The sequence below is a fragment of the Micromonospora palomenae genome (assembly GCF_007829925.1).
Classification (GTDB): domain Bacteria; phylum Actinomycetota; class Actinomycetes; order Mycobacteriales; family Micromonosporaceae; genus Micromonospora; species Micromonospora purpureochromogenes.
Genome location: NZ_VIXA01000002.1, coordinates 1,608,474 through 1,629,663, shown reverse-complemented (window position 1 = coordinate 1,629,663; position 21,190 = coordinate 1,608,474). Strand labels below are relative to the sequence as shown.

The following is a 21,190-nucleotide window of genomic DNA, read 5'->3' as shown; positions in this document are numbered from 1 at the left end:
TCGGCATGCCTCCTCTCGCACACCGGCCGCGCCTGCTGGCCTGGCAGGTCTTCCGTGGCTCCGACGCGGTCCGGCACGGGGTGCTGAGCCCTGACCAGTTGCGCAGCTCCGCGTGGGTGCGACTGCGTCACGACGTCTACGCCGACGCTCGCCTCGAACGGGACCACCGGTTGGTCTGCCGCGCGGTCTCCCTGCGGGTGCCCCCGGGAACGGTGCTCGCCGGTCCGTCGGCGGCCTGTCTGCACGGCGTCGAACACGCGGCGGGGTTCGCCGACGACGTCCATGTCCTCGCACCGTGGGCGACGAGCATCCGCACTCAACGAGGCCTGCGGGTGCACACGACCCTGTCGCCACGACGGGCGGGCGACGCCGTCGCGGCGGGCCGGCTCGGCCGACGACTCATGCCGGGTGCGGTGGTCGACGGCCTGCCCCTGTCGCCCGACGGGCTTCCGCCGGGCGACGCACCGTCCTTTCACGCGACCGACATGTCGCCCTGGTCGCAGCCGGCCGTCGCCGCCTGGGAGACAGGCGCCTGGCTGGATCCGGTGCGGGCGGTGGGCATCGTCGACTCGATGCTCGCCAGCGGTCTGACCGACCCCGACGCCCTCGCCGAGGTCGCTGGGCGCTTCGCCGACCGGCCCGGTGGTCGACGGGCCCGCCGGGTCTTCGACCTGGCCGACGCAGGAGCGCAGTCCCCGCCGGAGTCCCACCTGCGGGTACGCCTGGTCCTTGCCGGTCTACCCCGGCCGGCCACCCAGCACCCGGTCCGGCTGCCCTCCGGCCTCGTGCTGCACCCCGACCTGTCCTGGCCGGAGTTCCGGGTGGCGATGGAGTACGACGGCCAGTGGCACGCCGACCCGGACCAACTGCACCGCGACCGACGACGCCTCAACCAGTTTGTGGCCGCCGACTGGATCGTGCTGCACGTGACCAGCCGCCGCCTGCGGGACGACTTCCCGGCAGTCCTCCGCGAGATCCGAACCACTCTCGCCGCGCGGGGCTGGCGGCGGTGACGGGTGCCGTTTGCGGCGTGTCGCGCCCTCCGCTCACCAGGACACCCCGACACGCCGCAAACGGGGGCGGACGGCGGAGGGCCCGGGCGACGACGTCGCCCGGGCCCTTCCTGAAGATGCGTTACGGCTGGACGTGCGGCTTGAGCGGGCTCTTCACCGCGGCGTACGCGTCGACGACGCCGTACCCGTAGAAGCCGTTGAAGTTCAGCGAGCCGGCGCAGTACGCGTCGAACTCGGCCGGACGGCCCTCGTTGGTGTAGGTCTGCAGGCGCGGCTCGGGGCAGGCGTGCTCGGCGGCGGTCCGGTAGAGGTGCTGCTCCACCAGGTCCGGCGCCAGGCCGAAGCCGTTGCGGCCCTGCTTCTTGCCGAACTTGCTGACGATCAGGCCGGCGACGCCGCTGACGTGCGGCGACGCCATCGAGGTGCCCTGCAGGTAGGTGTAGTACCCGCACTCACCGTCGGTCGTGCACTGCTTGAAGACCGAGTTCTCGAAGCCGGCGACGATGTTGCCGTCCTCGTCGACCGACCCCTCCTCCTGGAGCACCTTCTTCGGGTACGTGGAGAGGATCATGTTGGCGTCGGTGCGGTAGGTGTCGGTGCCGAAGCCGTCGCGGAACCAGCCACCCGGCGCGGAGACGGAGATCTGCTCGGTGCCGTAGTTGGAGTAGTCGGCCTTCTTGCCGGACGGGCCGAGGGCGGACACGCCGATCACGTTCGGCCCCTCGACCGGGAGGTCCCAGCAGCTGTTGTTGTCGATCGGCCGCGGGTACGGAGTGGAGCCGTAGTCCGGGCTGGAGACGTCGGTCCGGGGCGCACCGAGGTCTTCGTGGTTGTTGCCGAGCGAGCCGACCAGGGTCACACCCTTGCGGTGGGCGTAGTTCAGGGCCCGGGTCATGGCCTTGATGATCGCCCGCTGCTCGGCCTGCGCCTCCGGCGAGTCGGCCGGGTTGGCGGTGCAGTTGTAGAGCCACGGGTCGACGTAGAAGGACATGTTCACCACGTCGATGCCGGCCTTGCCGGCGTACACCAGGGCGTTGACCACCGGGTCGAGGAAGAAGTAGCCGGAGTCCTGGCCGCCCTTGAGCTCGACCAGCGAGACCTTCGGGGCGACACCGGAGAGGCCGAAGCCGTTCGCGGCGGCGCCGATCGTCCCGGCGACGTGGGTGCCGTGCCCGCCGTCGTCGGTGCCGACCGGGTCGAGGCAGCTCGCCACCTCGCAGGCGCCGTCGACGTCCGTCTTGTCCGGCGCGAAGTTGCGCGACAGCGACCAGTTGAAGTTCGGCGCGAGGTCCGGCTGGCTGGCGTCGACGCCGGTGTCCAGGATGCCGACGGTCACCCGCCGGTCACCCGGCTCGATCTTCCGGGCCTGGTCGGCCCGGATCATGTCGAGACCCCAGAGCTTGTCGTCCAGCGGGTCGAGCTTCTTGCCGTGCCCCTTGGCGACCCCCTTGGCCTGGGTGAGCAGGTGTTCCTGCTCGACCCGGTCCAGCTTGGGCTTGCGGCCGATGGCCTTCTGCTCGGCGGCGCCGATCAGCTCGCCGGCGGCGGTCGCCCGGCTGGCGAAGTCGGCCCGGTCGCTGGTCACCTGGAACAGGCCGACGTCGTCGGTACGGGACACCACGGTCCCGCCCGCCGACCGGATGGCGGCGATGGCCGCGTCCGCCGAGACGCCGTCCTCGGCGACCACGGTGAAGGTCCGGGTGCTGGTCGGCTCGGCGTTGGCCGGGGCCACCAGTCCGGTCACCGTGAGTGCCAGGGTCGCCGCGGTCGCGACGGCCCCGGCGGTGAAGCGCTTGCTCACCACATCAGATCCTCTCGTTGAGGGACGTGGCAGCCATCACACAACACCGATGCGGGTTGCGCCAGACGGGCGTCCGGAATGGACGCTTATCCGGCTTTGACCGGCTGGAGGGCGGCCAGCGCGGCCGGGAGCGCGCCCAAGCCGGTGATCTCGGCGTCGGGTCGTACCCCCGGCGGGCAGGGCAGGCCGAGCCGGTTGAGCCAGATCCCGCGCAGGCCGGCGCGCTGCGGGCCGACCACGTCGTGGGCGGGCGAGTCCCCGACGTACGCGATCTGCTCCGCCGGCACGCCCGCGGCCTCGATCACCGCCGCGTAGAACCCGGGGTCGGGCTTCTTCGGCAGGCCGTCGTCGTGCGCGTACCGCTCGAAGGCGAACTCGCCGGCGAGCCCGCAGCGTTCGGCGCGGCTGTTGCCGTTGGTGGCGTAGCCCAGCCGGAACCGGCCGCGCAGCGTGGCCAGCGCGGGAAGCACGTCGGCGTAGGGCCGGGTCAGCGCGAACCGCCGGGCGAAGAAGAGCGCCGCCAGCTCGTCGAGGCGCTCCGCCAGGCCGGCCCGCGCCAGCGAGCGGGCCAGCGCGGCCCGCCGGATCTCCTGCACCGGCGCCGCGCTCATCGCGCCGAAGACCGCGCCCCAGTCCGACTCCAGGTCCGCGAGCGACACTCCGGCCGCCGCCGGGGTCAGCCGCCGCATTTCTTCGAGTACGGCCACCAGGCCGCCGGTGACCGCCGGGCGCAGGTCGAGCAGGGTCTCGTCGGCGTCGAACACCAGCACGGTCAGCACGGCACCGACCATCTCACGTCAGGGCGGGTTCCTCGGCCGGGGTGTCCGACCGTTCCACGCGGTCGCCGCGCAGCTCGTCGAGGCGGACCAGGGCCACCCCGGCGACGATCAGCGCGCCGCCGAGCAGCTGCACCACGGTGGGCAGTTCGCCCAGCACCAGCCAGGCGATGAGCACCGCGAACATCACCTCGGTCAGCCCGACGAAGGACGAGAGCCGGGCGCCGAGGATCCGCGTCGCCGCGATACCGGCCTGGTACGCGATCACCGCGGCGACCAGCGACAGCCCGACGATCGGGACCAGCCAGCTGGTGTGCTGCCCGGCGAACTCGACGTCGCCGAAGGTGGCCCGCAGCGGCAGCACCCCGACCAGCCCGAGCAGGGCGAGGACCGCGGCGCCGATCGCCATGCCGCCGCTGGCCATGGCGACCGACGGCAGCGCGGGATCGACCCGGGCGGCGAGCACGAAGTAGCCGGCCAGCCCCACCCCGGCCCCGAGCCCCCAGAGCACACCCACCGGGTCGAGGCGGCCGGCGCCGGTCAGGTCGAGCACGAAGGCCAGGCCGGCCAGCGCGGCGACCGAGCCGACCACGGTGAGTCGTCGGGGGCGCTGCCCGTGCACCAGCCACATCCAGGCCACCACCAGGATGATGCCGAGGTACTCCAGCAGCAGGGCCACGCCGACCGGCAGGTAGCGGACGGCGTTGAAGAAGCACGCCTGGGCGGTGGCGACGCCGAGCAGGCCGAAGACGCTCACCGGGCCGAGGGTGCGGCGCAGCACGGCGCCCTTGCCGCGCAGTGAGAGCACGGCCGGCACCGCGAGCACCAGGGCGGCGATCCCGACCCGGGCGACGACGACGGCCTCGGCCGACCAGCCGGCCTCGATCAGGGAGCGGGCGAAGGTGCCCGAGGTGGCGAAGGTGACGGCTGACAGCAGGGCCAGCCCCAGGCCCGCGCCGGCGGATCGTTCGTGCATCGGGCTCTCCTCGCCGGTAGTTGTCATGACTGAACAACGCCTATGCTGGTGACGCTAACGGCCGGCTCTGACAGGAGTCAAGTTGCTTTTTGCCCATGACACCGAATGTGGGTTGATCGCCGCGACCGCCCTGGTGAACACCGACGACCCGGCGGACGAAGGGCTGCCCGACGTCGCGGCGCTGGACCGGTTCGTCGTCACCTACGGCTGGACCGGTCGGCACGAACACACCGAGGCCGAGCTGCGGGCGGTACGCGAGCTGCGCCCCCGGCTGCGCCGGATCTGGCACGCCGACGTCGACGAGATCGTCGCCGTCGTCAACGAGCTGCTCCGCGAGTCCCACGCGCTGCCGCAGCTCATCCGGCACGACGACGAGCCGTACCACCTGCACGCGGTGCCCCGGGACGCGCCGCTGGCCACCCGGATGGCGGTCGAGGCGGCGATGGCCCTGGCCGACCTGGTCCGCGCCGGCGAGCTGGGCCGGCTGCGGATCTGCGCCCACCCGGACTGCGAGAACGTGCTGGTCGACCTGTCGAAGAACCGGTCCCGCCGGTTCTGCGAGGCGGGCTGCGGCAACCGGGCCGCGGTCAGCGCGTACCGGGCGCGGAAAGCGGCCACTCGCTCCTGAGCAGCTCGTACTCCACCTCGCCGTGCTCGGTCCCCGGGACCGGGTCGTCGAAGTGCAGGTGGAAGGTGCGCACGTACCGCAGGCCGGACTTCGCCATCACCTGCCGGGAGCGGGTGTTCACCGCCATCGTCTCGGCCCAGATGCGCCGAACGGCCAGCTCGGTGAAGGCGTACCGGATCAGCGCCCGGGAACCCTCGGTGGCCAGGCCGCGCCCCCACGCGCCACGACGCAGCCGGTAGCCCAGCTCCGCCTCCTTGCCGTCGTCGGACGGGTCGAGCGCGAACCAGCCCAGGAAGTCGTCGCTCTCCCGGTCCTCCGCCGCCCAACGCCCCAGGCCGGGGTGCTCGTCGTACTGGCTCAGCAGGCGGGGCAACTGCTCGTCGCGCACCGTGGCGCGCGGGGTCGGCCGGCCACCGGTCAGGAAGCGCATGACCTCCGGGTCGCTGTCCAGCTCGACGAGGTGGTCCACGTCGTCGGGGGTGAACCGGCGCAGCCGCAGCCGCTCGGTCTCCAGCAGCACGTCAGCGGTCATGCCGGGATGATGCCGCGTCCCACGCGCGCCGGTCGACCGATATCCCGCACCGCCGCGTCGTCAGCCCCAGATCCGGCTCCACTTCGGCGACGTGGCGGTATCACCCTGCTCCGGACACCGCCAGATCGGCGCAACGGAGTGGATCAGGTGCCGGTCGGTCCGGGGGTCAGGGGTGGGTCATGCGGAGGAGGTCGAGGGCCTCGTCGAGCTGGGTCTCGCTGAGCTTGCCGGAGTCCACGTGGCCCCGGGCGATCACCACCTCGCGGATCGAGATCTGCTTGGCCAGCGCCTCCTTGGCGATCGAGGCGGCCTCGTCGTACCCGAGGTGGCGGTTGAGCGGGGTGACGATCGACGGCGACCCCTCCGCGTACGCCAGGCAGACCTCGGCGTCCGCGACCAGGCCGACCACCAGGCGGTCGGCGAAGAGCCGGCTCGACGCGGCCAGCAGCCGGATCGACTCCAGCAGGTTGCGGCCCATCACCGGGAGCATCACGTTCAGCTCGAAGTCGCCCTGGGAGCCGGCGAAGGCGACCGTCGCGTCGTTGCCGATCACCTGCGCGCAGACCTGCCGCATCGCCTCGGCGACCACCGGGTTCACCTTGCCCGGCATGATCGACGAGCCGGGCTGGAGGTCGGGGATGCGCAACTCGCGCAGGCCGGCGCGGGGGCCGGAGCCCATCCAGCGGATGTCGTTGGCCATCTTGTAGAGCCCGACGGCGACGGTACGCAGCTGCCCGGAGGTCTCCACCAGCGCGTCCCGCGCGCCCTGCGCCTCGAAGTGGTTGCGCGCCTCGGTCAGCGGCAGTCCGGTGGAGGCGCGCAGCTTCTCGATCACCTTCCCGGCGAAGCCGAGCGGGGTGTTGATGCCGGTGCCCACGGCGGTGCCGCCGAGCGGCAGCTCGGCCAGCCGGGGCAGCGCCCCCTCCAGCCGTTCCACGCCGTAGCGGACCTGCGCGGCGTACCCGCCGAACTCCTGCCCGAGGGTGACCGGCGTGGCGTCCATCAGGTGGGTACGGCCGGCCTTGACCACCGTCTCGAACTCCGTCGCCTTCTCCTCCAGCGCGCCGGCCAGGTGCTTCAACGCGGGCAGCAGGTCCTCGACCACGGCCTGGGTGGCGGCCAGGTGGATGGAGGACGGGAAGACGTCGTTGCTGGACTGCGAGGCGTTGACGTCGTCGTTCGGGTGCACGTCCCGACCCAGCTCGCGGCTGGCGAGGGTGGCGATCACCTCGTTGGTGTTCATGTTGGACGACGTGCCCGAGCCGGTCTGGAACACGTCGATCGGGAACTGGTCGTCGTACCCGCCGTCGGCCACGTGCGCGGCGGCGGCGGCGATCGCGGCGGCAACGTCCGCGCCGATCACGCCCAGCTCCCCGTTGACCTGTGCGGCGGCACCCTTGATCTGGGCCAGGGCCTTGATCTGGGCCGGCTCGATGCCGCGCCCCGAGATCGGGAAGTTCTGCACCGCACGCTGGGTCTGCGCCCGCCACAGCGCCTCGGTGGGCACCTCCACCTCGCCCATCGAGTCGCGTTCGATCCGGTAACCCGCTGCCTCTGGAGTCGTCACGCGTACCATCCTGCCGCGCCCACCGCGGACTCGCAGATGATCGCTCAGTCCAGCTCCGCCAGCAGCCGGACGACCTCGTGCTGGTCCGGCGACTCGACCTGGCGGAACAGCGCCAGCGCCCGCATCCAGTGCGAGCGGGCGGCGGCCGGGTCGCTGGTCCGCAGGCAGCGGGCGATGCCGTCGAGCGCCCTCGCCTGCTCGTAGCGGGCACCCAGCCGGGTGGCGTCGGTGAGCACCCGGCGGTGCAGGTCCAGCGCGCTGGAGACGTCACCCTGGTCGAGGATCGCCCGGGCCAGCAGGTTGCGCGACGCGCACTGGCCGATCCGGTCGCCCACCTCCATCATCGCCACCAGCGCCTCCCGGTGCAGGGCCGCGGCCCGCTCGGGCCGCCCGTCCTCCCGCTCCATCACGCCGATCTCGTTGCGCACCTCCCCCTCGCCGTACCGGTTGCCCGTCTGACGCTTGAGGTGCAGCGCGACCCGCAGAAGTCGGCGGGCGGGTGCCAGGTCGCCCATCCGGTGCCGGATCATGCCGAGGTGCCCGACGGCGTGCGAGGTCTGCCGGATGTCCTGCGTCTGGCGGGCCAGCAGGAGGTGCAGCCGGGCGGTGTGCAGGGCTTCCTCGTACCGGCCCCAGCCGAGCAGTGCCAGGCAGAGGTTGTTCTGCAGGTTCGTCAGCTCGGCCGCGTCGTTCAGGCCGGTGATCAGGGCGAGTGCCTCGTCGAACTTCGCCTTGCCCTGCCGGTACTCGCCGTTGCCCGCGTACGAGGCGCCGAGGTTCCACAGCGTGCTGAGCACCTCGCCCCGCAGCCCGAGCCGGCGGCGCAGGTCCAGCGCCACCTCCATCAACCGGATCGCCTCGGGGAAGCGGGCCAGGCGGTAGTACGCCGAGGAGAGGTAGTTCAACATCATTGCGATGGCCACCTCGTCGCCGAGCTCCTCGGCGACCCGGAGGCCGATCGTGTGGGTCTCGATCAGCTCGTCGAGGTGCCCGCCGTCAAAGTTGGGCCGCCAGCAGGCCCGGGCCAGCTGCCAGCACCGCGCCGGGAAGCCCTCCTCCTCGGCCAGCCGGACCAGGGCGGTGAGCGCGGCCAGGTTCTCCTCGAACCAGGCCCGCCCCCCTGCGGCACAGGCGGCCACCAGATCGGGCCGGGTCGGCGTGACGGCCGGGAGGGTGGGGCGGCTGCCGGCCGCCTCCACCGTCCACGCGATCGCCACGGCCACGTGCAGGTGGTGATCGAGCAGGCGGGCCAAGGCGTCCCGGCGCTCGGCGGCCCGGTCCGCCTCGGCGAGCAGCAGCCGGGCGTACTCCCGGATCAGGTCGTGCAGCCGGTACCGGCCCGGCTCGACCTCCTCGGCCAGGTGCGAGTCGACCAGCTCGTCGAGCAGGTCCTGCGTCTCGGGCAGCGGCAGCTCGGCGAGGGCGGCGGCGACCCGGTTGTCGAACCGTACGCCGGGGTGCAGGCCGAGCAGCCGGAACAACCGCTGGGCCGCCGGCGACACCTGGGCGTACGACAGGGCGAACGCCTGCCCCACCGAGCGCTGCCCGGCGGCCAGCTCGGCCAGCGGGCCGCCCCCGGTGACCAGCCGCTCGGCCAGATCGGCGACCCGCCAGCGGGGCCGGTGCGCCAACCGCGCGCCGGCCAGCCGGATCGCCAGCGGCAGGTACCCGCAGCGGCGCACCACCTCGGCCGCCGCCTGCGGTTCGGCCGCCACCCGCTCCTGGCCGGCCACCCGGCCGAGCAGTTCGATTCCCTCGTCCGGGTCGAGGACCGGCAGGGACGAGGGCCGCCCCTCGTCCAGGCCGACCAGCCGACGGCGGCTGGTGATCAGCACGAGGCAGTCCGGGCCGGTGGGCAGCAGCGGCGCCACCTGGTCGGCACCGGCGGCGTTGTCCAGCACCACCAGGGCCCGCCGGCCGGCCAGCTCGCTGCGCCACACCGCGAGCCGGTCGTCCAGGTCCAGCGGGACCCGTTCCGCCGGCACCCCGAGCTGGCGCAGCAGCGTGGCCACCGCCGCGGCGGGCGTCAACGGGGTCCGTTCGCTGTGCCCGTGCAGGTCCACGAAGAGGTGCGCGTCCGGGTAGCGGTCCGCCAGGGCGGCCGCGACGTGCACCGCCAGGGTGGTCTTGCCGCTGCCGGCCATCCCGTCGATCAGCTGGATCCGGGCGCCCTCCTCCTCGATCTCCTTCACCAGGCGGGCCATCGTCTGCTGCCGGCCGGTGAAGTCGCTGATCGCCCGGGGCAACGACCGGACGGGGGCGACCGCCCGGTTCTCCGGCCCGCCCAGCGCCAGGTCACCGGCGAGCACCCGCTGGTGCAGCTCCTGCAACGCCGCGCCAGGTTCGATGCCCAGTTCCTCGGCGTAGATCCGCCGGCCCTCCCGGTAGACGGCGAGGGCGTCGGCCTGCCGGCCCATCGCGGAGAGGGCTAGCATGAGCTGGCCGCGCAGCCGTTCCCGCAGCGGGTGCCGGTCGACGCTCTCGGCCAGCTCGTCGACCAGGTCGGCGGCCTGCCGCAACCGCAGCTCGACGTCGACGCACTCCTCCAGGGCGGCGAGCCGCTGCTCGTCGAGGGTCTGCGCCCGCCGGCGCACGGCCCGGCTCCGGATGCCGCTCAACGCCGGCCCGCGCCACAACCCGAGCGCCTGCCGGTAGTGCCGGCGCGCCTCGGCCGGCTGCCCGGCCGCGACCGCGGCGCGGGCGGCCTCGACCGTACGGGCGAAGACGTCGAAGTCCAGGTCGGCCGGTTCGACGCGGATGCCGTAGCCGACCGGGTCGGTGACGATCACGTCGGCCGGCAGGCCGAGCGCGGCGAGCCGCTGGCGCAGCCGCGAGACGCAACTGTGCAGCTGGGCCTTGGCGGTGGCCGGCGGGCGTTCCTCCCAGACCGCGTCGACCAGTTCCTCCACCGGTACGACCCGACCGGCGCGCAGCAGCAGCATGGCGAGCACGACCCGGTCCCGGCCCGCGGTGACGGTGGCCTCGCCGCCGCCGACCCGCAGAGGTCCCAGGATCCCGAACCGCATCCGCTCCCCCCGCGCGCCGTGGTGCATCTTCCGCAGCGTAGCCCGCGGGTGCCGGCTCGCCCCGTCCAGGCGATAGCGATCCGATAGCGGAACGACAGCATCGGGACCGACACTGGTCCGGGTTGTCGGTGACGGCATCCGACGGGGGCGGTGCGCCCGTCCGGGTGGGATTTCCGGGCGGGCGCACCGATGTCGATATACGGCAGGCGAGCAGGGACGCTCGGCGTCCCGCCGTCCACCTCCCCGGGGTCCGTGAAGCGCCGGCGTCCGGCCGAAAGTCGAGCCCGCTAGCCTATTCACCCACTTAAGATCATCACGATCCTCTCACTCCCACCGGAGGCTTGCACCTTGCCCGAAAACGGCGGTTCCATCGGCGTGCCCACCGCACGCCGCCGACGCGTACCGCGCCGGTTCCTCACGGCAGGCCTCGCGGCCCTGCTCACCACCACGGGCGCCTTGGCGGTCACCGGCCAGCCGGCGTCGGCCCTGCAGAACTACGTCCAGCCGGTCGAGGTGACCTGGACCGACAACGCCCGGCCCACCCGGTCCTTCCAAGCCGAGGACGCCGCCCTTCCGGTCGGCAGCTGGCAGAGCGCCACTGGGGACAAGCACACCTCCCGGGCGTACTTCACCTTCGACCTCAGCCCCTACCTGGGGCAGCGGATCATCAGCGCCCGAGCGGTGGCCGGCGAGCGGTCGGTCAACGACTGCGACAAGCCGCGCGAGCTCCAGCTCTGGCGGACCGAGAACCCAACCACCGCACCCACCTGGAAGTCTGCGCCCGCTGCCGTCAAGAAGCTCGCCGACCTCGACGTCCCCGGTGCGCCGTGCCCGTCGACCTACCTGACCACTCTGGTCACCAACGAGGTGCGCGCGGCGATCGCGGCGAGGCAGAGCAGGATCACGTTCATGCTCCGCATCGGCGAGCACGAGGACGGCCTCCAGTGGGGTCGGCGGGTGAACACGCTCGGCGTCTCGCTGGAGCACAACCACGCGCCGAACGCCCCCGGCAAGCTCAGCGCCGGTGGCCTCGCCTGCCGGGACGACCTGTTCATCGGCACCACCCGGCCGGAGTTCCGGGCCGAGGTGACCGACCCGGACGTCAACGAGACCGGCGGCGTTGACCAGCTCAAGGCGACCTTCGCCTGGTGGCCGACCGACCGGCCTGCCGAGCGGACCGAGTTGGAGTTCCCCTACACGCTGCCCTCCGGGTCCCGGTTCCAGTACACGATTCCCGACGGGGTCATGACCCACGGCGGCACGTACGCTTTCACCGTCCGTGCCACGGACCAGTACGGCGACACCTCGGACTGGGCGCCGGAGTGCCGGTTCACCGTCGACACCCGGATCCCGGCCCGGCCGGTGGTCACCTCCACCGACTATCCAGCGGCGCCGTATGAGCCGACGGCCTTCGGGCCGGGCATCCCCGGTACCTTCACCTTCTCGCCGAACGGCTCGGACGACGTGGTGAAGTACGAGTACACGAGCTGGGACAGCGGCTTCGGTACGGTGCCCGCCGACGGTCCCGGCGGCACGGCAACCGTTACCTACACCCCGAAGAACCCCGGTTACCACCGGCTCGAGGTGTCCAGCATCGACCGGACCGGCAACCACTCCCAGACCACCCTGTACGAGTTCTACGTCCGGCAGACCGCCCCGCGGATCACCGACGGGAACCCGACCGGCGGATTCGGCGAGCCCCGCGAGCTGACCCTCAGGCCCGGCATGGAGAACGTGGTCGAGTACAGCTGGCAGCTCAACGACGGCGAGCCGACCACCGTGCGGGCCGACGCTGACGGCACCGCGAAGGTGACCGTCACGCCCCGCCGGGGCGGCGCCAACATGGTCACGGTCACCAGCCGAACCTCGGACGACCTGCCCAGCGGCACCGGCGAGTACTACTTCTACCTGGCCAGCACGCCGACCATCTCCTCGCCGGACTTCCCGCTGGACGGCAGTGACGGCCCGCTCGCCGGCACGCCCGGCACGTTCATCTTCGCCCCTGGCATGCCCGGCGTGACCGAGTACGTCTGGTCGGTCGGCGGCGGTGCGCAGCACACGGTAGCGGCGAAGGAGGACGGCACCGCCACGGTTTCGTACACACCGACGGAGGCCGGCTTCCAGTGGATCGAGGTGTTCAGCCGGACCGCCGACGGAGACGAGTCGGAGACGGCCTCAGGGTACTTCGTGATCTTCTCGCACGCCCCCGAGGTCACCTCGTCGGACTATCCCGCCTACGGGGAGAGTGGCGGACCGGGCGTGGCCGGCCAGTTCACCTTCCGCCCGGCCCGCGACGGCGTCACCGGCTACGTCTACGACTTCGGCGACGGCCCGAAGACGGTGACGGCGGCGGCCGACGGTACCGCCACCATCGATTGGACCCCGCAGTCGTACCGGGTGGACACGCAGGGTCTGGTGCGGCTGAAGGTGCGCGAGAAGATCGGCGACATCGTCTCCGACGAGACCGAGTACGGCTTCTACCTCGGCAAGCTGGCACCGACGGTGACCAGCCAGGACTACCCGCCGAGCGGCGAGGTGGGGGGCCCGGGGATCGCGGGCAGCTTCACGCTGACCGCCCATGTGCCGGGCTCCACCGAGTTCGTCTACCGACACGGCACCGAGGAGAAGACCGTGTCGGCCGGTCCGGACGGCACCGCCACCATCACCCTCACCCCGACCGAGGTCGGTGGCAACTACCTGTACGTCTCCAGCCGTACCGACTCGGGCATCACATCCGGTGAGGGTGTCTACTACTTCACCGTGGCCAACCCGAACTAACGGGCCACGCGAAAGGGGCGCCGGGCGGAACTCCGCCCGGCGCCCCTTTCGCGTACGTGCGGGGTCAGCGCCGCCCGACGGTCAGCACCGGCTTGGTGACCTCGGCGAAGAAGTCGTTGCCCTTGTCGTCGACCACGATGAACGCCGGGAAGTCCTCGACCTGGATCTTCCAGACCGCCTCCATGCCCAGCTCCGGGTATTCGAGCACCTCGACGTGCTTGATGCAGTCCTGGGCGAGCCGGGCCGCGGGGCCGCCGATCGAGCCGAGGTAGAAGCCGCCGTGCTGCTGGCAGGAGCGGGTGACCTGGCCAGAGCGGTTGCCCTTGGCGAGCATCACCTGGGAGCCGCCGGCGGCCTGGAACTTCTCCACGTAGGCGTCCATCCGGCCGGCGGTGGTCGGGCCGAACGAGCCGGAGGCGTAGCCCTCCGGGGTCTTGGCCGGGCCGGCGTAGTAGACGGCGTGGTCGCGCAGGTACTGCGGCATCGGCTCGCCGGCGTCCAGCCGCTCGGCGATCTTCGCGTGGGCGATGTCCCGGGCGACGACCAGTGGGCCGGTCAGCGACAGCCGGGTCTTCACCGGGTACTTCGACAGCTCGGCGCGGATCTCGTCCATCGGCCGGTTGAGGTCGACCTTGACGACCATCTCGGCGTCCAGCGTCTCGTCGGTGACGTCGGGCAGGAACCGGGCCGGGTCGGTCTCCAGCCGCTCCAGCCAGACGCCGGACGGGGTGATCTTGGCGACGGCCTGCCGGTCGGCGGAGCAGGAGACGGCGATCGCCACCGGGCAGGAGGCGCCGTGCCGGGGCAGCCGGACCACCCGGACGTCGTGGCAGAAGTACCGGCCGCCGAACTGCGCGCCGATGCCGAAGTTGCGGGTCAGCTCCAGCACCTCCGCCTCCAGCTCCAGGTCCCGGAAGCCGTGCGCGGTCATCGAGCCCGAGGTGGGCAGCGCGTCGAGGTACTTGGCGGAGGCGTACTTGGCGGTCTTCAGGGCGTACTCGGCGGAGGTGCCGCCGATGACGATGGCCAGGTGGTACGGCGGGCAGGCCGCGGTGCCGATGAGCCGCAGCTTCTCCTCCAGGAACTGCATCATCCGCGTCGGATTCAACAGCGCCTTGGTCTCCTGGTAGAGGTAGGACTTGTTGGCCGAGCCGCCGCCCTTGGCCATGAAGAGGAACTTGTACGCGTCCGGGTGCCCGTCCGGGTCCTCGGCGTAGAGCTCCACCTGGGCCGGCAGGTTGCTGCCGGTGTTCCGCTCGTCCCACATGGTCAGCGGGGCGAGCTGCGAGTAGCGCAGGTTGAGCCGGGTGTACGCCTGGTAGACACCGCGCGAGATCGCCTCGGCGTCGGCGCCGTCGGTGAGCACGTGCCGGCCGCGCTTGCCCATCACGATCGCGGTGCCGGTGTCCTGGCACATCGGCAGCACGCCGCCGGCGGCGATGTTGGCGTTGCGCAGCAGGTCGAGCGCGACGAACCGGTCGTTCGGCGAGGCGGCCGGGTCGTCGATGATCGACCGGAGCTGGGCCAGGTGGGCGGGGCGCAGGAAGTGGGCGATGTCGTGCATCGCCTCGGCGGTCAGCGCGGTCAGCGCGGCGGGCTCCACGGTGAGGAACCGACGGCCACCCGGACCGTTGACGACATCGACGCCCTCGTCGGTGACCAGGCGGTACTCCGTCTGGTCCGGACCGGTCGGCAGCAAGGGGGCGTACGAGAACGCGGCGGCACTGCTCATGACGGGAAAGCCTAGGGCAGACCCGTCGATCGGTGGCACCCGCCGGGTGCGTCGTGGGATGCCGCTCTCACCCGGGGCGGGACCGACGCGCTCAGCCGTCGTCGTCACCCGGGTCGGGGCAGAGTTCCCGCTTCGGCCCGCAGTCCGGCTGGTCCCCGGGGCCGCCCCCGGTGGCAGGGCCGGGGGAACCCCCGGTGTCGGGGTCGGGGTCGGGCACCCCGCCATCGTCCGGCGGCGGCTCGGCGCCACCACCGCCGAACCGGACGTACCCGATCTCCCGCCCCTCCCCGATGATCATGCCGTTCGGCCCGACCGCGAGCGCGTTGGCGCTGGTCCGCAGCACCACCAGTTCCCGACCGGTCCGCGGGTCGAGCGCGGCCAGCCGGTTCGGTTTCTCCTGGGTGACGATCGCCGCGTACGGGGTGAGCGCCGCGCCCGGCCGGTCGCCGGCGGGACGGTTCCAGCGGACCCGGTCGACGCCCAGTTCCCGGCCGACGACGGTGTTCTTGTCGGCGGTGCGCACCAGCGCGTACCGGTCGTCGACGGCGAGCAGCTTCTCGCCCTCCGCGTCGACGAGCAGCAGCCGCCCGTCGTACCCGTCGATGACCGCCTCCCGGCCGTCCGGCGCCACGCCGATCAGCACGTTCCGCGCGCCCTGCGGGTCCTCCCGCTGCACGCAGCCGGCGCTGTCGGCGGTGCGCAGGTTGACCCCGGCCTTGCGCCACGCCTCCTGGCCGGTGGCCGGGTCGCGGGCGGAGATGACGTACTGGCAGGTGCCGTCCCGGGAGACCGCGTTGATCCGCAGCATCCGGCCGCCGATCACGGCGAGCCGTTCGTCCCGCCCGGGCTCGACGTTCTGCACCACCCGCCCGGTGGCGGTGTCCACCACGTGCACCCGGCCGTCGACCGGGAAGCCGAGCAGCGGCGGCACCGACTCGGGGCCGGCCACGCCGCCGTCGATCCGGGGCGCGGTGAGCCGGCGGGTGCCGAGCAGGTTGGGGTTGTCGGCGAACAGGCCGGTGCTGACCCCGGGCAGGAACGCCGTCCAGAGTGGCCGGGTGCCGCGCGGGTCCCAGGCGGTCAGGGTGCAGTCGGTCGGCTCGACGCAGTGCGCGTCGAGCAGCATGTTCCGGTACGTCCAGACGGCCACCGCGTCGTCGTCGCGCCGGCGCACCACCCCGGTCGTCGGGTCGAGCAGTTCGTACCCCTTGACCAGCAACTTGCCCACCGCGACGACCGGGTCCCGGGTCCCGCCGGCCACCGCCGCCCAGTCCGCCTTGCGCTCCCAGAGCTGGGTGCCGGTGGCCAGGCTGCGCGCCTCGACCCGGGTCCGCTGCTCGATCACGACGGTGTCCCCGGCGATGGTCACGCTCTTCGGGGTGCCGCCGATGCGCTGCTGCCAGACCACGTCCGGGTCGGAGATCGGCTGTCGGCGGTCGACCCAGTCCCAGATCGCGGGGAACGGGTTCCAGACCCCGGTGGCGGCGAGCACGACCACGGTGACGAGCCCCAGCAGCAACCAGCCGCGTACGCCAAGGCCCTTCACACCGCACACGGTAGCGACGATCACCGAACTCCCCCGACCCCGCGCCGGAGTGTCGCCGCCCTTTCTGCGCGCCGGCTCCGGGCGCCGGGGCCGCCCGCGCGGGAGCGCGGGGCGTCAGCGGGGTGCGGCGGCGGAGCGGACCAGGGGCAGGACGCGGTACGGGATCTGCTCGGCCAGCGCGATGATCGTGGAGGCCCGGCGGATGCCCTCGTAGGAGACGATCTGGTCGATCACCCGCTGGAGGTCGGTGTTGGACCGGGCGACGATCCGGCAGAGCAGGTCGCTGGAGCCGGTGATGGTGTGCGCCTCCAGCACCTCGGGGATGGCCGCCAGGTGGGCGGTGACCGCGTCGTGGCCGTGCCGCTGGCTGATCTCCAGGGTGACGAAGCTGGTCACCCCGAAGCCGATCGCGGCCGGCGAGACGTCCGGCCCGAAGCCGCCGATCACCCGCCGCTCGACCAGCTTGTCCAGCCGGGCCTGGACGGTGCCCCGGGCCACCCCGAGCCGGCGGGAACACTCCAGCACCCCGATCCGCGGCTCGTCGGCGAGCAACTGGATCAACCTGGCGTCCAGCTCGTCGAGCTGTACATCCTGCCCAGCGTTCATGTTTCAACACTCTACCGAATGTGCAGGATGACCAGCGGAAACGACGACGGTTGCCCAGTGCGCCGGATCACGGCGATCCTCCTGGCAAGAGCATCGGAACCACCGCGGCGGCCCACGAGGCCGGCCGGTACGCAAGGGAGGACACCATGACCCAGGCGATCGACCGACCCCAGTCGACCGAGGAGGTCGACGTCGACGCCCTCGTCGGCGCCGTCGACCACGACATCACCCGGGACCCGTTCCCGGTCAAGGGCCTCGACCACGTGCACTTCCTGGTCGGCAACGCCAAGCAGGCCGCGCACTACTACTCCACCGCCTTCGGCATGACCTGTGTGGCGTACCGGGGGCCGGAGCAGGGCTACCGGGACCACGCCCAGTACGTGCTGACCAGCGGCTCGGCCCGGTTCGTGCTGACCGGCGCGGTCCGCCCCGACGCCGCCGGCGCCGACCACGTCGCCAAGCACAGCGACGGCGTCTCCGACATCGCGCTGGAGGTGCCGGACGTCGACGCCGCGTACGCGCACGCCACCGCGCAGGGCGCGACCGGCCTGGTCGAGCCGCACGACGTGACCGACGAGCACGGCACCGTGCGGATGGCCGCCATCGCCGCCTACGGCGACACCCGGCACACCCTGGTCGACCGGTCCCGCTACACCGGCCCGTTCCTGCCCGGCTTCGTCGCCCGCGGCCCGATCGTGGACCGCCAGCCGATGATCGACGCCGGCATCCAGCCGAAGCGCTTCTTCCAGGCGGTCGACCACGTGGTCGGCAACGTCGAGCTCGGCCGGATGGACGAGTGGGTCGAGTTCTACAAGCGGGTCATGGGCTTCTCGAACATGGCCGAGTTCATCGGCGACGACATCGCCACCGACTACTCGGCGCTGATGAGCAAGGTCGTCGCCAACGGCACCCGCAAGGTGAAGTTCCCGCTCAACGAGCCGGCGATCGCCCGCAAGAAGTCGCAGATCGACGAGTACCTGGAGTTCTACCAGGGCCCGGGCGCCCAGCACATCGCCGTGGCCACCAACGACATCCTGGCCAGCGTCGACGCGATGCGGGCCGCCGGCGTCGAGTTCCTGGACACCCCGGACTCGTACTACGACGACCCGGAGCTGCGCGCCCGGATCGGCGAGGTCCGGGTGCCGATCGAGGAGCTGAAGTCCCGCAAGATCCTGGTCGACCGGGACGAGGACGGCTACCTGCTCCAGATCTTCACCAAGCCGGTGCAGGACCGCCCGACCGTCTTCTTCGAGCTGATCGAGCGGCACGGCTCGCTCGGCTTCGGCAAGGGCAACTTCAAGGCGCTCTTCGAGGCGATCGAGCGGGAGCAGGAAGCGCGCGGCAACCTGTAACACTGTCGAGCGTGACGCAGCCTCCGACGTACCCGACGCCGCCGGCCGGTGGGCCCTCGCCCGCCGCCGGCGGCTTCGCGCCGCCCTCCGGTCCCACCCCCCAGGGGTACGCCGTGCCGCCGCAGCCCGGCCCGTACTCCGGCCTGCCGAGCTATCCGGCGGGGCCGCCCGGCACCCCGTTCCGGCCCGGCCTGCCCGGGGTGCCGTTCGCCCCGAACGGCCAGCCGCTGGCCAGCTTCGGCGACCGGTTGCTGGCGGTGCTGATCGACGGGCTGGTGCTCGGCGCGGCCAGCCTGGTCGTCATGGTGCCCGCAATGATCCTCATGTTCGCGGTGGTGACGCCCGACCTGACCGCCACCACGCCGGACGGCACCTACACCGAGCCGGACCCGATCTCCGACATCCTGCTGCCCCTGCTCGCCCTGGAGGCCGGGTTGCTCCTGCTCATCTTCGCGATGTCGTACGTCTACCAGGTCGAGCTGATGCTCAAGACCGGGCAGACCGTGGGCAAGCGGGTGATGAAGCTGCGCATCGTGCCGCTCGACCCCACCACCGCGCTGGACCGGAGGATGGCGGCCAAGCGGTGGGCCGCCCAGCAGGTCGGCGGATCCATCATCCCGGGCTTCAGCTACGTCGACGGCCTCTGGCAGCTCTGGGACAAGCCCTGGCAGCAGTGCCTCCACGACAAGTTCGCCCGCACCGTCGTCGTTAAGGTGTCCGGGTGAGCGTTGAACCAGGCTGGTACGTCGACCCCGCCGAGCCCACCACCAGGCGTTGGTGGGACGGCGAGGGTTGGGTCGGCGCGCCCGTCCCGGTCGATGTCACCCCGCCCGAGGGCCCACCGCCGCCGGAGCCGCCGCCCGCCCCCGAGCCGCCCGCCCCACCGGCCGCGCCGGCCACCGGGTTCCCGGTGCCGCCCGGCCCCGGCCCGGGGGCTGTCGGCGCACCGCACGGCCAGGGCGTCCCGCCCGGCGTCGGGCTGCCGCCCGGCCCGGGCGTCGGTCATCCCCAGGGCCCGCCGCCGGGCTGGCCGTACCCCACCTGGCCGGGGCGCCCGCCGGAGCCGCGCCCGCACGGCCTGCCGCTGGCCGGCTACGGCTCCCGACTGGTCGCCCGACTGATCGACCTCGGTCTGGTCTTCCTGCTCAACGTGCTGGTCAACGGCTGGTTCGTCTACCGGTACGTCCGCGAGCTCTCCCCCGCCCTCGACGAGGCGTGGCGCCGGGCCACCACGGGCGACACCACCAACGCGCCACTGCCGGCCCCCGGTGAGCAGGCCGCCGGCCTGCTGATCGCCATCCTGGTGATCGCCACCGCGCTCTGGTTCGCGTACGAGGTGCCGGCGATGGCCGCCAGCGGGCAGACCTTCGGCAAGCGGGTGATGCGCATCCGGGCGGTGCCCGTCGAGGCGGACCAACCGCTCGGCTTCGGCCGGGCGACCCGCCGGTGGAGCACGCTGGGCATGCCCACCCTGCTCTGGTACTGCTGCGGTTTCGGCCTGCTCCTCCAGCTCGTCGACGCGGTCTCGGTCCTCTTCGACCACCCGCTGCGCCAGGCGCTGCACGACAAGCGCGCCCAGACCGTCGTGGTGCGGCTGCCGCAACCCGGCGGCCCCGCCACCCCCGCCACCCCGCACGACCGTGCCGACTCCCCGGGAGACACCCCATGACCGACACCGGACGTCACCAGCCCGCGCTGCGGCTGACCCGCGCCGACCTGGACGCGCTGCCGAACTACGTGCCGGGTCGCAGCCCCGCCGACCTGGCCCGGGAGCTGGGCCTGCCGGAGGCGATCAAGCTGGCCAGCAACGAGGTGCCGTACGGGCCGCTGCCCGGCGTGGTCGAGGCGGTCACCGAGGCGGTCACCGGCTCGCACCGCTACCCGGACATGGGCGTGGTGGCGCTGCGCCAGGCGCTGGCCGAGCGGTACGGGGTGGACGCCGACCGGATCGCCACCGGCTGCGGGTCGGTGGCGCTGGCCGAGCACCTGGTCCGGGCCACCTGCCTGCCCGGCGACGAGCTGCTCTACTCGTGGCGGTCGTTCGAGGCGTACCCGATCATCGCGGCGACCAGCGGCGCGACCAGCGTGCGGGTGCCCAACGACGCCGGCCACGGCCACGACCTGGCGGCGATGGCCGCGGCGGTGACCGACCGGACCCGGATGGTGCTGGTCTGCAACCCGAACAACCCCACCGGTACGGCCGTGCGCAAGGCGGAGCTGGACCGGTTCCTCGACTCCGTCGGCGAGGACGTGCTGGTCGTCATCGACGAGGCGTACCGCGAGTTCGTCACCGACCCGGAGGTGCCGGACGGCCTGACCTACCTCGACCGGCCGAACGTGGTGGTGCTGCGCACGCTCTCCAAGGCCTGGGGGCTGGCCGGGCTGCGGATCGGCTTCCTGGTCGCCGCCCCGGAGGTGGCCGCGGCCGTGCGCAAGGTGGTCACCCCCTTCTCCACCAGCATGGCCGCCCAGGCCGGCGCGCTGGCCGCGCTGGCGCAGGCGGACGAGGTCGAGCGGCGCTGCGCGCTGGTCGTCGCCGAGCGGGACCGGGTCACCGAGGCGCTGCGCAAGCTGGTCCCGGACGTGCCGTCCAGCCAGGCCAACTTCGTCTGGCTGCCGCTGGGCGACCGGGCGGTGGACTTCGGCAAGGCGTGCGAGGCGCGCGGCGTGATCGTCCGGCCGTTCGCCGGCGACGGGGTCCGGGTCACCATCGGCACCCCGACCGAGAACGACGCCTTCCTGGCCGCGGCGGAGGCCGCGCTGGCCTGAGCCCGGGACCGGTCCGCCTCCGCCAACCCCGATCGGAGGCGGACCGACACCGGCATGTTATGCAGCTTTTGCCGGATTTGGTCCTATT

16 protein-coding genes are annotated in these 21,190 nt (G+C 72.7%); 7 read left to right on the top strand and 9 right to left on the bottom strand.

Going from position 1 to position 21,190, the window contains the following annotated elements:
• Positions 1-5: 5 nt before the first annotated feature.
• A complete protein-coding gene (locus tag FHX75_RS18680) occupies positions 6-1,013 on the top strand; it encodes an endonuclease domain-containing protein (RefSeq protein WP_154941438.1) in 1,008 nt (335 codons plus the stop codon).
• Positions 1,014-1,134: 121 nt separating this feature from the next.
• Here the strand turns inward: FHX75_RS18680 and FHX75_RS18675 are convergent, their stop codons facing one another.
• From FHX75_RS18675 to FHX75_RS18665, 3 genes are all read right to left on the bottom strand, one after another.
• A complete protein-coding gene (locus tag FHX75_RS18675; RefSeq protein ID WP_170285402.1) occupies positions 1,135-2,814 on the bottom strand; it encodes a S8 family serine peptidase in 1,680 nt (559 codons plus the stop codon).
• Positions 2,815-2,900: 86 nt separating this feature from the next.
• Positions 2,901-3,593 carry an HAD family hydrolase gene (locus FHX75_RS18670; protein ID WP_154941434.1) on the bottom strand — a complete coding sequence of 231 codons (693 nt, stop codon included), beginning with the start codon at positions 3,591-3,593 and terminating at the stop codon, positions 2,901-2,903.
• A 13-nt stretch (positions 3,594-3,606) separates the two neighbouring features.
• Positions 3,607-4,566, bottom strand: a complete 960-nt coding sequence (locus FHX75_RS18665; protein ID WP_154941432.1) for an EamA family transporter — start codon at positions 4,564-4,566, stop codon at positions 3,607-3,609.
• 82 nt (positions 4,567-4,648) lie between these two features.
• Here FHX75_RS18665 and FHX75_RS18660 point away from each other — a divergent pair, with 82 nt between their 5' ends.
• A complete protein-coding gene (locus FHX75_RS18660) occupies positions 4,649-5,194 on the top strand; it encodes a CGNR zinc finger domain-containing protein (protein WP_154941430.1) in 546 nt (181 codons plus the stop codon).
• On the opposite strand, the gene FHX75_RS18655 is transcribed toward FHX75_RS18660, so the two are convergent.
• The 3 genes from FHX75_RS18655 to FHX75_RS18645 all read right to left on the bottom strand — a co-directional run bounded on the left by FHX75_RS18655 (position 5,154) and on the right by FHX75_RS18645 (position 10,319).
• Complete coding sequence (locus FHX75_RS18655; protein WP_154941429.1) at positions 5,154-5,726, bottom strand: GNAT family N-acetyltransferase; 573 nt, start codon at positions 5,724-5,726, stop codon at positions 5,154-5,156. The genes FHX75_RS18660 and FHX75_RS18655 overlap by 41 nt on opposite strands.
• Positions 5,727-5,892: 166 nt before the next feature.
• Positions 5,893-7,302 (bottom strand): class II fumarate hydratase, encoded by a 1,410-nt coding sequence (locus FHX75_RS18650; protein WP_211364496.1) that lies wholly within the window; start codon positions 7,300-7,302, stop codon positions 5,893-5,895.
• 35 nt (positions 7,303-7,337) lie between these two features.
• Complete coding sequence (locus FHX75_RS18645) at positions 7,338-10,319, bottom strand: AfsR/SARP family transcriptional regulator (protein WP_154942034.1); 2,982 nt, start codon at positions 10,317-10,319, stop codon at positions 7,338-7,340.
• A 375-nt stretch (positions 10,320-10,694) separates the two neighbouring features.
• Here FHX75_RS18645 and FHX75_RS18640 point away from each other — a divergent pair, with 375 nt between their 5' ends.
• Positions 10,695-13,097: a hypothetical protein gene (locus FHX75_RS18640; RefSeq protein WP_154941426.1), complete on the top strand. Its 2,403-nt coding sequence runs from the start codon at positions 10,695-10,697 to the stop codon at positions 13,095-13,097.
• A 64-nt stretch (positions 13,098-13,161) separates the two neighbouring features.
• Here FHX75_RS18640 and FHX75_RS18635 read toward each other — a convergent pair whose 3' ends face one another.
• The 3 genes from FHX75_RS18635 to FHX75_RS18625 form a co-directional block, all read right to left on the bottom strand.
• Positions 13,162-14,829 (bottom strand): fumarate hydratase, encoded by a 1,668-nt coding sequence (locus FHX75_RS18635; RefSeq protein ID WP_154941424.1) that lies wholly within the window; start codon positions 14,827-14,829, stop codon positions 13,162-13,164.
• Between the two features lie 91 nt (positions 14,830-14,920).
• A complete protein-coding gene (locus tag FHX75_RS18630) occupies positions 14,921-16,348 on the bottom strand; it encodes a hypothetical protein (protein ID WP_425463519.1) in 1,428 nt (475 codons plus the stop codon).
• 141 nt (positions 16,349-16,489) lie between these two features.
• Positions 16,490-16,981 (bottom strand): Lrp/AsnC family transcriptional regulator, encoded by a 492-nt coding sequence (locus tag FHX75_RS18625; RefSeq protein WP_154941420.1) that lies wholly within the window; start codon positions 16,979-16,981, stop codon positions 16,490-16,492.
• Between the two features lie 146 nt (positions 16,982-17,127).
• Between FHX75_RS18625 and hppD the strand changes: the two genes are divergently transcribed.
• Genes hppD through hisC form a run of 4 tightly spaced genes read left to right on the top strand, consistent with a single transcriptional unit; the run spans position 17,128 to position 21,102 of the window.
• On the top strand, positions 17,128-18,333 hold the full coding sequence (hppD, locus tag FHX75_RS18620; protein ID WP_154941418.1) for a 4-hydroxyphenylpyruvate dioxygenase: 1,206 nt from the start codon (positions 17,128-17,130) through the stop codon (positions 18,331-18,333).
• Positions 18,334-18,344: 11 nt separating this feature from the next.
• Positions 18,345-19,058, top strand: a complete 714-nt coding sequence (locus FHX75_RS18615) for an RDD family protein (protein ID WP_154941416.1) — start codon at positions 18,345-18,347, stop codon at positions 19,056-19,058.
• The gene (locus FHX75_RS18610; RefSeq protein WP_154941415.1) at positions 19,055-20,002 is read left to right on the top strand and encodes an RDD family protein; all 948 of its coding nucleotides are present in this window, start codon (positions 19,055-19,057) and stop codon (positions 20,000-20,002) included. Before FHX75_RS18615 ends, FHX75_RS18610 begins: the two co-directional genes overlap by 4 nt.
• A complete protein-coding gene (hisC, locus tag FHX75_RS18605; RefSeq protein WP_154941413.1) occupies positions 19,999-21,102 on the top strand; it encodes a histidinol-phosphate transaminase in 1,104 nt (367 codons plus the stop codon). The genes FHX75_RS18610 and hisC overlap by 4 nt, the downstream gene beginning before the upstream one ends.
• Positions 21,103-21,190: the final 88 nt, after the last annotated feature.

What these genes read in the sequence shown, in the direction of transcription:
- FHX75_RS18680 (WP_154941438.1), top strand. Translation starts at nt 6, where the DNA reads ATGCCTCCTCTCGCACACCGGCCGCGCCTGCTGGCCTGGCAGGTCTTC.
- FHX75_RS18665 (WP_154941432.1), bottom strand. Translation starts at nt 4,566, where the DNA reads ATGCACGAACGATCCGCCGGCGCGGGCCTGGGGCTGGCCCTGCTGTCA.
- FHX75_RS18655 (WP_154941429.1), bottom strand. Translation starts at nt 5,726, where the DNA reads ATGACCGCTGACGTGCTGCTGGAGACCGAGCGGCTGCGGCTGCGCCGG.
- FHX75_RS18650 (WP_211364496.1), bottom strand. Translation starts at nt 7,302, where the DNA reads ATGGTACGCGTGACGACTCCAGAGGCAGCGGGTTACCGGATCGAACGC.
- FHX75_RS18645 (WP_154942034.1), bottom strand. Translation starts at nt 10,319, where the DNA reads ATGCGGTTCGGGATCCTGGGACCTCTGCGGGTCGGCGGCGGCGAGGCC.
- FHX75_RS18635 (WP_154941424.1), bottom strand. Translation starts at nt 14,829, where the DNA reads ATGAGCAGTGCCGCCGCGTTCTCGTACGCCCCCTTGCTGCCGACCGGT.
- FHX75_RS18625 (WP_154941420.1), bottom strand. Translation starts at nt 16,981, where the DNA reads ATGAACGCTGGGCAGGATGTACAGCTCGACGAGCTGGACGCCAGGTTG.
- hppD (WP_154941418.1), top strand. Translation starts at nt 17,128, where the DNA reads ATGACCCAGGCGATCGACCGACCCCAGTCGACCGAGGAGGTCGACGTC.
- hisC (WP_154941413.1), top strand. Translation starts at nt 19,999, where the DNA reads ATGACCGACACCGGACGTCACCAGCCCGCGCTGCGGCTGACCCGCGCC.